This window comes from Pseudomonas onubensis (assembly GCF_965653655.1).
Classification (GTDB): Bacteria; Pseudomonadota; Gammaproteobacteria; order Pseudomonadales; family Pseudomonadaceae; genus Aquipseudomonas.
This window is the reverse complement of record NZ_CBFHAZ010000162.1, coordinates 1-9,029: the sequence shown is the minus strand read 5'-3', so window position 1 is coordinate 9,029 and position 9,029 is coordinate 1. Positions and strand designations below refer to the sequence as shown.

Annotated in this window: 7 protein-coding genes; 3 read left to right on the top strand and 4 right to left on the bottom strand. The window is 59.9% G+C overall.

Going from position 1 to position 9,029, the window contains the following annotated elements; translation table 11 throughout:
• Nucleotides 1-174 precede the first annotated feature (174 nt).
• Complete coding sequence (locus ACTD9P_RS28685; protein ID WP_438870291.1) at nucleotides 175-1,122, bottom strand: hypothetical protein; 948 nt, start codon at nucleotides 1,120-1,122, stop codon at nucleotides 175-177.
• Nucleotides 1,123-1,394: 272 nt separating this feature from the next.
• Here ACTD9P_RS28685 and ACTD9P_RS28680 point away from each other — a divergent pair, with 272 nt between their 5' ends.
• Genes ACTD9P_RS28680 through ACTD9P_RS28670 form a run of 3 tightly spaced genes read left to right on the top strand, consistent with a single transcriptional unit; the run spans nucleotide 1,395 to nucleotide 6,861 of the window.
• Complete coding sequence (locus tag ACTD9P_RS28680) at nucleotides 1,395-2,636, top strand: exonuclease SbcCD subunit D C-terminal domain-containing protein (RefSeq protein ID WP_438870290.1); 1,242 nt, start codon at nucleotides 1,395-1,397, stop codon at nucleotides 2,634-2,636.
• Nucleotides 2,633-6,271 (top strand): AAA family ATPase, encoded by a 3,639-nt coding sequence (locus tag ACTD9P_RS28675; RefSeq protein ID WP_438870289.1) that lies wholly within the window; start codon nucleotides 2,633-2,635, stop codon nucleotides 6,269-6,271. The genes ACTD9P_RS28680 and ACTD9P_RS28675 overlap by 4 nt, the downstream gene beginning before the upstream one ends.
• The gene (locus ACTD9P_RS28670) at nucleotides 6,268-6,861 is read left to right on the top strand and encodes a glutathione S-transferase (RefSeq protein WP_438870288.1); all 594 of its coding nucleotides are present in this window, start codon (nucleotides 6,268-6,270) and stop codon (nucleotides 6,859-6,861) included. Before ACTD9P_RS28675 ends, ACTD9P_RS28670 begins: the two co-directional genes overlap by 4 nt.
• A gap of 238 nt (nucleotides 6,862-7,099) precedes the next feature.
• On the opposite strand, the gene ACTD9P_RS28665 is transcribed toward ACTD9P_RS28670, so the two are convergent.
• The 3 genes from ACTD9P_RS28665 to ACTD9P_RS28655 form a co-directional block, all read right to left on the bottom strand.
• On the bottom strand, nucleotides 7,100-7,279 hold the full coding sequence (locus ACTD9P_RS28665) for a hypothetical protein (RefSeq protein WP_056860271.1): 180 nt from the start codon (nucleotides 7,277-7,279) through the stop codon (nucleotides 7,100-7,102).
• A gap of 156 nt (nucleotides 7,280-7,435) precedes the next feature.
• Nucleotides 7,436-8,611 (bottom strand): lactonase family protein, encoded by a 1,176-nt coding sequence (locus ACTD9P_RS28660; protein ID WP_438870287.1) that lies wholly within the window; start codon nucleotides 8,609-8,611, stop codon nucleotides 7,436-7,438.
• On the bottom strand, nucleotides 8,598-8,894 hold the full coding sequence (locus ACTD9P_RS28655) for a DUF5629 family protein (RefSeq protein ID WP_438870286.1): 297 nt from the start codon (nucleotides 8,892-8,894) through the stop codon (nucleotides 8,598-8,600). Before ACTD9P_RS28655 ends, ACTD9P_RS28660 begins: the two co-directional genes overlap by 14 nt.
• Nucleotides 8,895-9,029 lie beyond the last annotated feature (135 nt).

Sequence of the window (9,029 nt, the reverse complement as noted above, 5' to 3'; positions counted from 1 at the left end):
CGCGAATGCGGTGTGTCAGTCACACATGTACTAACTGAACCACCGCGTTCGCGAGCAAGCCCGCTCCCACAGTTGATCTGTGTTGCCTGGACGACATGCATTGTTGAAGGCCAGCAGTCCATGCCCTTCAATTTTCAGGAAAGCACTCAACAACTCGGGTGCGCAGCATCACCTTCAAAGGGAGAACGACGGACCATTGAGCGTGTGAAAATCGGCTACAACGTCGTAAACATAGTGCAGATTTATCCGATCGAACCGACCGTCCTGCGCGCCCGGGCCATCGTCGCCAATCCCGATATCCAGCGCCAGCAGAAGTTCGGGACGTGACAGTAGTTCTAAAGCAGACTCTTGAGCCCGTGCAGAAAAAGTCCTGTTGCTGGGCACTAACCCGGCGGCTTCTTTCAACTCATTTATATTCACAAAACGGTCATCTGCACCGGCGGCAAACTCGTGGAAGTGGTCGGCTATCAGCCCCAATAAGTGACGCTCGCTCCACATGGGTTGGGGTCCGACTTTAGGCGCCCCATCGTCGCGGGGAGCCAGCCATTGTTTTTCGTCGAGCGCGCTATAGCCCTTCTCGGTGAATGCCTGCCACATGCTCGCCGGTGTTCCGCCTACCGCATAACCGCTGACAGTGAACCCTTCCAGTACATCATTACTTGCCTCTTTACCGCGGCTTTTGCCTGTTGCGCTTAGAGATGCATCAATCCAGTTAAGGACTCTGGCCGCGTTGTAGGCTGCATCCGCTCGAGACTCAGGATCAGGATTACTGGAGGTCCAATTGCCCAATTGCTTATAGGCCATTTCAAAGTAGATGTTGTTTTCACGCTCCGGTTGTTTCACCACTATTTTGCCGTTTACTTTATCCACCCAGTCACGACGAATATCTTTTTGGCTGTCCAGCCATTTGAGTATGGGGTTGTCATTAATGATTTGCTCAGCACTTCGAGTGTCGCCCGAGGGGCGCATTAGATTTTCCCTGGGAACAAAATGCTGATTTTTCTCGGCGCGCAGCGGGTCGATGGGGCCGCGTACAGGCGTTGGCACGTAGACGGGAAAGAGTTCCTCAGCAGTATAACTTCGTGGCGCAGGCTCGTATTGTTTTATGTTACCTAGAGACATTGTCTGATTACTCTAAAAGGAAAAAGAAATCCCTCGCAGCATCCTGGAGGTCATTCTTATTGACTCAGGTCACAAGTCTGGTTCCCTTACCGTCATCACAGAGGCGGACCGCATTCGTCGACAAATATTTCCACTGCGATGGTCCGAAGAATCCCGCGTCGCCTCCGGACAAGCCCGCATGGCAACAGTTTTTACAGGTAAACTCCGTTCTTTTTCACCGCCCTTCTCTGTTCACGGCGGCCATTCACCTCTTGTATTTAACGGAGTTCGCCTTGCGTCTGTTCCACACCTCCGACTGGCACCTTGGCCAAAACCTTCACGGCCAGGAACGCGACTACGAACACGCGTGTTTTCTCGAGTGGCTGCTGGGCCAACTAAAAGCCGAGCAACCGGATGCACTGCTGATCGCCGGCGACATTTTCGACACGGTCAACCCGCCGCTCAAGGCCCAGGAGCGCCTGTATGACTTCATCATCAGTGCCCACGAACAAAACCCCAAACTCACCATTGTGATGATCGCCGGCAACCACGACTCCGGTTCGCGTATCGAGCTGCCCGCGCCGTTGATGCGCCGTTTGCGCACCCATGCGCTGGGTCGGGTGCTGTGGCTGGATGATGGCCAATTGGACGCCGAGCGCCTGCTGATTCCGCTGCCCGACGCCAAAGGCAAGATTGCCGCCTGGTGCCTGGCGCTGCCGTTTTTGCGCCCGGCGGAAGTCACCGGCGCGCACTTGGGCGATGATTATTTGCGCGGGATTGGCCAGGTACACGAATGGCTGATCGCGGCCGCCAATGCCAAGCGCAAGAAAGGCCAGGCGCTGATAGCCATCAGCCATGCGCATATGGCCGGTGGTTCGGTGTCCGAGGATTCCGAGCGCAGCCTGATTATCGGTAATGCCGAAGCCCTGCCTGCCAGCCTGTTCGATGCCAGCGTGAGTTATGTCGCGCTGGGCCATTTGCACAAGCCGCAGCAGGTCAACGGCGAGGAGCGCATCCGGTACAGCGGCTCGCCCATTCCCTTGTCTTTTTCCGAAATCGGCTACAAACACCAGATTCTCGATGTGACCTTCCAGGGCCAACGCCTGGTGGGTGTCGAGCCGCGCCTGATCCCACGCTCGGTCAACCTGCAACGCCTGGACGCCGCGCCGCTGGCGGATATCCTCGCGCAGTTGGCGGAGTTGCCCGACATCGACCTGCTCGCCGAAACCCAGCGCCACCCTTGGCTGGAAGTGCGCGTGCGCCTGGACGAGCCGCAGCCGGACCTGCGCCAGCAAATCGAAACCGCCCTGCAAGGCAAGGCCGTGCGCCTGGTGCGCATCGCCGCCGAATATGCAGGCAAACGCGGCAGCGACGACACCGACGACGAGCGCCTGGTCGAACTCGACCAGCTCACGCCCCAGGAGCTGTTCAGCCGCGCCTGGCAAGACAGCTACGGCAGTGAGGTGGATGAACAGACCTTGAAGGATTTCGCCGTGCTGCTCCAGGAAGTGCAACAGGAGGGCGAACAGCCATGAAGATCCTCGCCATCCGCCTGAAAAACCTCGCCTCCCTGGCTGGCCCGTTTGAAATCGACTTTACCGCCGAGCCCTTGGCCAGCGCGGGGTTGTTTGCGATAACCGGCCCAACCGGCGCGGGTAAAAGCACCCTGCTCGATGCCTTGTGCCTGGCACTGTTTGGCGCGGTGCCGCGCCTGGGCGATACCGGCCAGGCGAAGATGCCGGATGCCGACAGCGATATTTCCATCGGTGACCCACGCACCTTGATCCGCCGTGGCACCGGTGGCGGTTTTGCCGAAGTGGATTTCGTCGGCGTCAACGGCCGTCGCTACCGGGCGCGTTGGGAAGCCAACCGTGCTCGCGACAAGGCCAGCGGCAAGTTACAAAACAGCCGGCAAAGCCTGATCGACCTGGACAGCGACCAACTGCTGGCCAGCCAGAAAACCGAATACAAAACCCAGCTGGAACTGGCCCTGGGCTTGAACTTCGAGCAGTTCACCCGTGCCGTATTGCTGGCGCAAAGTGAGTTCAGCGCGTTCCTCAAGGCTAACGACAACGAGCGCAGCGAACTGCTGGAAAAGCTCACCGACACCGCGCTGTACACCCAACTCGGCCGCCGCGCCTTCGACAAGGCCAAGGATGCCCGGGACGCGCACAAACAGCTGCAAGACCAGGCCACCGGTCTGGTGCCGCTGGCGCCCGAGGCCCGCGCCGAACTTGACCAGCAATTGGCCGAGGCGCAGCAGCAACTCAAGACCCAGCAGGCCCAACTCAAGCAGCTGGAGCTGCAACACACCTGGCTCAAGGAACTGCGCGAATGGCAGGAGCGCCAGCTCAGCGCCACCGAACAGTTGCAGCAAGCCCAGCAACAGTGGGAAGGCCAAGGCCAGCAACGCCAGGACCTGAGCCGCCTGGAGCAGTTAGCACCGCAACGCCATCAGTTCGCACGCCTGGCTGAACTCGACACCTTGCTCACGCCGCTCGCGGCGCAGATCCAACAGCACATCGAGCAGCAAGCCGCGCTGCATATGCGCCAGGAGCAGGCGCAACAACAGCAGGCCGCCGCCCAAGTGGCCCTGGCTGACGCCTTGAAACACCAGGCCGACGCCGTGCCTTTACTGCGCCAAGCGGTTGAACAACAGAGCACCCTCGCCCACCTGAGCAAAGACCTGGCCAAACGCAGCGACGACCAACAACAGCAGGACACCGCCTGCACCGAAGGGCAAACGTTACTCAATGGCTTGCTGGAGAAACAGGCCCAAGTGGCCGGGCGCCTGCAACGCCTGGCCGCCGAGCTTGAGCGTAGCGCCGCACTTGCACCGTTGAGCGACGCCTGGACCGCTTACCGCGACCGCCTGCAACAGCTGATGCTGATCGGCAACCGCCTGAACAAGGGCCAGGCCGAACTGCCGCAGCTTGAACACAAAGCCACCAGCGCCGCCGAAAAATTCACCCAGCAACGCGAGGCGTTGGACCTGCTGTATCAGGAGGCCGGTGCCGAACCGCACGCCGTGGCCGAACAAGTCCAACTGCTCGCCAGCCTCTTGCAAGACAACCGCAAGCAGCAACGCGCCTTCGAAGACCTCACACGCCTGTGGGACAGCCAGCAGCAGTTGGATCTACAGAGTGCCGCGCTGGCGCAAAAACTCGCAGACGCGCAGCAGCAACGTGAACAACTGAACCAGACCGGCCTGCAAACCAAGGCCGATCTCACCGTGGCCGAACAAACCCTCACGGTCACCAAGCAACTGCTGGAACGCCAGCGCCTGGCGCGCAGTGCCAGCGTCGAGGAGTTGCGCGAGCAGTTGCAGGACGACCAGCCGTGCCCGGTGTGCGGCAGCCATGAGCATCCGTACCATCAGCCCGAAGCCTTGCTGCAAAGCCTCGGCCGCCATGATGAGAGCGAAGAAGCCACGGCGCAGAAAGCCGTCGATACGCTGAAAGAAAAACTCACCGAGCTGCGTGGCGAAGTGGGCGGCTTGATCGCCCAGCAAAAGGAGTTCCTGCAACAGCAGGAATTATTGGCGACGCAACAACAGGGCCTTGCCCCCAGCTTGCAAGCGCATCCGTTGTCGGCCTCGCTATTTAATCAGGACGCCGCCAAGCGCAGCGCCTGGCTGGCCCAGCAGCTTGATCAGTTGACGCAAAGCATCGCCCAGGATGAGCAACGCCAAGGCGCCCTGCTCAACCTGCAACAAAATGCCGGGCGCTTGCAGCAACAACTGCAAGCCGCCCAGGAGACCAGCCAGCAAGCCCGCCAGTTGCTGGTGGACCAGCAGCGCGAACTGTCCAACGACCGTGAGCGCCTGGAGGAAGAACTGCACGCCTTCGCCGGCCTGCTACCTGCCGACACTCTCGAGGGTTTGCGCCGTGAACCGGCAGCGACCTTTATGCAACTCGACCAGCATGTCAGCCAGCGCCTGGAACAGCTGGGCCATCAGCGTGATGAGTTGGCTGAACAACACGAACGTCAGCAGGTCATTGAAAAAGAGCAGACTCACCAGCAGCATCGCCAACAGCAGTTGGAGGCTTTGCAACAGCAAGTCACCGAGCTGGCCACGCAGCAACAGGCGGCCCAGGAAAAACTCACCGCCTTGCTCGGCGAGCACACCAGTGCCGAACACTGGCAACACCAATTGGATCAGGCCGTGGCGCACGCACGCCAACGCGAGAGCGACGCTAACCAACAACTGCAAGCGATTCGCGATGCCTTGATCCAATTGGCTGCCGACCTCAAGGCCCAGCAGGAACGCCAACAGGCGCTGACCGCCGAGCAGCAGACCCTCGCCGTGCGCCTGGGCGAATGGCGCGCGCTGCACCCACAACTGGATAACGACGGGCTTACGCGTTTGCTGGCCTTTGATGACAGCCAAGTCAGCGCCCTGCGCCAGCAATTGCAACACAGCGAGAAAGCCGTCGAGCAAGCCAAGGTGTTGCTGCAAGAGCGCGAACAACGCCTGGCCGAACACCAGGCCTTGCACAATGGCAACCTCGACGCCGAACAGCTGGACAGCAGTCTCGCCGCGCTTAACCAGCAATTGGCCGAGGGCGACAGCCGCTGCGCCGAATTGCGTGCGCGTCAGTCTGAAGACCAACGTCGCCAGGACGCCAACCATGTACTGGGCGAGCATATCGCCAAGGCCTATGACGAGTGGCAGCGCTGGGCACGCCTGAATGCGCTGATCGGCTCGGCCACCGGCGACACGTTCCGCAAGATCGCCCAGGCCTACAACCTCGACCTGCTGGTACACCACGCCAACGTGCAGTTGCGCCAGCTGGTGCGGCGTTATCGCCTCAAGCGCGGCGGCAGCATGTTGGGGTTGCTGGTGATGGACACAGAGATGGGCGACGAATTGCGCTCGGTGCATTCGCTGTCGGGTGGCGAGACGTTCCTGGTGTCGCTGGCGTTGGCGTTGGGGCTGGCCTCGATGGCGTCCAGCACCTTGAAGATCGAGTCGCTGTTTATCGACGAAGGTTTTGGCAGCCTGGACCCCGAATCGCTGCAGTTGGCGATGGACGCACTGGACGGCTTGCAGGCCCAGGGCCGCAAGGTGGCAGTGATCTCCCACGTGCAGGAAATGCATGAGCGCATTCCGGTGCAGATCCAGGTCAAGCGCCAGGGCAATGGTTTGAGCACGCTGGAGGTCAAGTGAGCGAGGCGTTGCTGTATTCGTTTCGGCGCTGCCCGTATGCGATGCGGGCACGCCTGGCCTTGCGCTACTCGGGCGTGCCCGTGCACATCATCGAAGTGAGCCTCAAGGCCAAGCCGGCCGAGATGCTTGCGCTGTCGCCCAAAGGCACGGTGCCGGTGCTGTGTGTGAACGGCCGGGTGATCGAGGAAAGCCTGGAGATCATGCAATGGGCACTGGCGCAGCACGACCCTGATGATTGGTTGGTACAGGGCGACCCGAGGGTTCAGGCATTGATTGCCGAGAATGACCAAGTGTTCAAACATCATTTGAATCGATACAAGTACGCCGAGCGCTACCCGGAGCAGCCGATGGAACATTATCGGGCTGAGGGCGAGGTGTTTTTGCACACGCTGGAAGGTTTGCTGGCGGGAAATGACTACTTGCTGGCCGAGCATTTGAGCCTGGCCGATGCGGCACTGGCGCCGTTTGTGCGCCAGTTTGCGCATGTGGATCGCGAGTGGTTTGCGCAGACGCCGTACAAGCGCCTGCAGCATTGGCTACAACGCTTTCTGGAATCGCCGCTGTTTGTGGCGGTGATGGCAAAACCCTAAAGCTGCACGCAAATCAAAATGTGGGAACCCTAATGCCAGTCAGTTAAAAGCTAGAACTGACAACCAGCGACCTGTGGCGAGGGAGCTTGCTCCCGCTGGGCCGCGAAGCGGCCCCAAAAATGGGACTGCTACGCAGTCCAACGGGAGCAAGCTCCCTCGCCACAGTTACCGGTGATGTCTTAACTGACTCGCATTAGTGCAAGCCAGCTCCCAAATTTGACCGTCGCTTGGCTCAAGCTCAGTGCTGGGCTTTGTGATCCAGTGCGGCATAGAAGTTGGCGCTTTGTTGCAGGTATTTCTGGGTGTAAGCCGTGGTGCTGGATTTTTTGCCGGAAACTTCCACGCTGGCGGCGGCAGGCAAGGCCACGGTGGCGGAAACAGCGGAAGCGGCGATGATGGAGAAGAGGTTCAAGTTCATGGCGGTAACCCTTGTGTTCGTTTGGTTAGGTGGCCTGGGAAGGCCTTGGAACCAAACTTACGCCCGAGGGTTAAACCTTAGAAATGCTTTGAAACAGTAGCCGCTATTAATACAATTAATACAAAGGCTCAGGCCCCGCACTGCGGGGCCTGTGGCTTATTGACGCACCAGGAACTTGAGGTCGCTGGGGGCATCGATCGGCAATTTCTGCACGGTTTTGCCTAGCAGGCCGCTCTTGGGGTCGCGTTCAACCACCACGATTTCATTGCTTTTCTGGTTGGCGATCAGCAAAAACTTGCCGCTCGGGTCCAGGCTGAATTCGCGCGGGTGGTCGCCTTCCACGGAACGGCGTTGCAGTTCCTTGAGGTGCGCGGTGGCCGGGTCAATGCTGAATACCAGCATCTGATTGGCGGTACCGCGGTTGCTCACGTACAGGAATTTACCGTCGCTTGAGGCGTGTACGGCGGCGCCGGCCTTGTCCGAAACCGGTTGGCCCGCAGCAAAGTCCACCAGCTGGGTCTGGCTGAGCTTGCCATCCTTGTAATCGTAGACCGCGACCTGTGCACTCATCTCGGTGGTCAGCCAGGCATGCTTGCCATCAGCGCTGAACAACAGGTGACGCGGCCCGCTGCCTGGTGGCAATTGCACAAAGGCCGGATCGGCCGCGGTCAAGGGCAGTTCGTGGTTGGCCTTGGGGTCGTAGTGGTAGGCAAACACCTTGTCGGCGCCCAGGTCCTGCACAAACACATACTTGCCATCCGGCGACGACACCACCGAATGCACGTGGTTGGAGGCCTGACGCTCCGGGTTCACGCGGCTGGCCGGGTGGCCGCTCAACTGCACCGGCGCCGACAGCTTGCCACTGGCGTCCACCGGCAGCACGGCCAGGCTGCCGCCCGGATCTTCCAGTACCGAATAGTTGGCGACAAACAGGTAACGGCCATCAGCAGCCAGGCTGGAATGGGTCGGTTCGTTGCCCAGGCTCTGCACCTGGTTGATCAGGCTGAGCTGATGACTGTGCGGGTCGATGCTGTAGCTGCTGACGCGGCCGACCGGGTCTTTTTGCCCTGGGCCGTTCTCGTTGACCACAAACAGGTGCTTCTGGTCTTTGGAGATCGTCAGCCACGAGGGGTTGGCCGCCTTGGCCGCCAGCACCGGCTTGCCATTGAACTGGCCGGTGCGGCTGTCAAACTGCAGGCGGTAAATACCTTCGCTGGTGCCGGCGGTGTAGCTGCCCACCAGCAGTTCATAGGTGTCGGCCGGCGCGGCTTGCACCGACATCGCACCGACACTGCCCGCCATCAGCAGGGGCCAGAATTTACGCATCATCATCTGCTTCGTCCTCGTCATTATTGTTGCCGGTGACGCCGCTCATGCAGACCAGGCGATGCTCGCCCGAGTCACCGGTAAGGGTCCAGCTTTGCAAGGTTGGATCAAAGACTGCCGCATTGACTTGCTCCAGGCTGAAACTCCAGCGCTTTTCGGCGCGACCGTCCATGCAAATGATCAACAGTTTCTGGTCATCCAGGCTGAAATCAAAGGTGTGCAGCCCATCAATTTCGACCATCTGGCAGTCTTCAAAAGCATCGAGCAAGGTAGCGGTGTCGGCAGTCATGGCAGTCAATCATTTGGGGAAAGTGCCAATGATAGCCCACGCGGTAACCTATAGGTTGGACCAGGAATTAATGTGGGAGCGGGCTTGCTCGCGAATGCGGTAGTTCAGTCTATACATCTGGCGACTGATACACCG

What these genes read in the sequence shown, in the direction of transcription:
- ACTD9P_RS28675 (WP_438870289.1), top strand. Translation starts at nt 2,633, where the DNA reads ATGAAGATCCTCGCCATCCGCCTGAAAAACCTCGCCTCCCTGGCTGGC.
- ACTD9P_RS28655 (WP_438870286.1), bottom strand. Translation starts at nt 8,894, where the DNA reads ATGACTGCCGACACCGCTACCTTGCTCGATGCTTTTGAAGACTGCCAG.
- ACTD9P_RS28660 (WP_438870287.1), bottom strand. Translation starts at nt 8,611, where the DNA reads ATGATGATGCGTAAATTCTGGCCCCTGCTGATGGCGGGCAGTGTCGGT.
- ACTD9P_RS28685 (WP_438870291.1), bottom strand. Translation starts at nt 1,122, where the DNA reads ATGTCTCTAGGTAACATAAAACAATACGAGCCTGCGCCACGAAGTTAT.
- ACTD9P_RS28665 (WP_056860271.1), bottom strand. Translation starts at nt 7,279, where the DNA reads ATGAACTTGAACCTCTTCTCCATCATCGCCGCTTCCGCTGTTTCCGCC.